The following is a 1,358-nucleotide window of genomic DNA, read 5'->3' on the forward strand; positions in this document are numbered from 1 at the left end:
CTTAATGATGAAGGAAGACTTGTAATAAATCCAAAAGAAGCTGAAATAGTAAAGAGAATTTATAGAGAGTACCTTAATGGAAAAAGTATGGGTGAAATTAAAAAAGGGCTAGAAATAGATAGGATTAAAACTGTAACAGGAAAAGAAAAGTGGCAAGAAAGCATTATTAAAGGAGTTTTAAGTAATGAAAAATACTGTGGAGATGTAATTTTACAAAAGACAGTAACAGTTGACTATCTTACTCATAAGAGAAAAAGGAATGAAGGTGAAAGTCCTAAATACTTAATTAAGAATAACCATGAGCCAATTATATCAAAAGAAGAGTTTAACAGTGTACAGAAAATAATGACTGATAGAGCAGCAAAATTTGGAAATATTCCAGAGGAAAGATATAAATACAAAAATAGATATGCTTTTAGTGGAAAGATTATATGTGGAAATTGTGGAGCAGTATTTAAAAGAAGAACATGGAACAGTAAATCTCCTAACAAACAAATAGTATGGCAGTGCGGAACATATATAAAGGAAGGAAAAAATGCTTGTGCCATGAAGGCTATTGATGATTTGACTCTAAAAGCAGTCTTTATCAGGACTTTTAATAGATTTTATAAGGATAAAGAAAGGTTTCTATCAAGCTTTATAAAAAATGTAGAAAAGGGATTAGAAAGTGAAAAGGATGAAAAATTTCAAGTAGAAAAAGAAATTAAAAATCTTACAGAGAAAATAAAAGAACTTATTCGTATTCAAATACAAGGAAAGATTTCAGCTGATGAATATGAGAACAGATACAAAAAACTTAAAAATAGACTAGATGCTCTAAAGAGAATACATCTAAATAACTTAGAGGAAAAGCAAAACAGCCAAGAACTTAAGATAAGGATGGCAGAAATAAAAAATTATTTAAATAATCATGATAGACTACTTACAGATTTTGATGATGAGATATTTAAAGCTTTAGTTGAAAGAATACGAGTTATAGGTCCAACTCACATCGTTTTTGAACTAAGAAATGGAATTGCTTTAGAAGAAAAATTCATTAAGAGAAGAGGTAAAAATGGTTTAGTATAGAAATATTTTAGAAAGGAAGGTTTAAAAATGACTAAAAAAATATCAGTAATACCTGCTAAACCAGCTGCAGTAATTAAGGGTCTACCAAAGGAAACTAAGAAAAGGGTCTGTGCTTATTGTAGAGTTAGTACAGATACTGATGAGCAGCTTTCAAGTTATGAAGCGCAGGTAACCTACTACGAAGATTACATTAATAAAAGACCGGATTGGGAGTATGCAGGAATATATGCAGACGAAGGTATAACTGGAACCAACACAAAATATAGAGCTCAGTTTAACAGAATGATTCA

General features: G+C 30.1%; 2 protein-coding genes. Both read left to right on the plus strand.

The window, feature by feature from the left end:
- Nucleotides 1–1,068: recombinase family protein (locus BUB36_RS18945; RefSeq protein WP_207550862.1), on the plus strand; the 1,068-nt coding region annotated here is incomplete at its 5' end.
- Nucleotides 1,069–1,095: 27 nt separating this feature from the next.
- A partial coding sequence (locus tag BUB36_RS18950; protein WP_131821387.1) for a recombinase family protein occupies nt 1,096–1,358 on the plus strand: 263 nt, incomplete at its 3' end.

Source organism: Paramaledivibacter caminithermalis DSM 15212, from assembly GCF_900142245.1.
Classification (GTDB): Bacteria; Bacillota; Clostridia; order Peptostreptococcales; family Caminicellaceae; genus Paramaledivibacter; species Paramaledivibacter caminithermalis.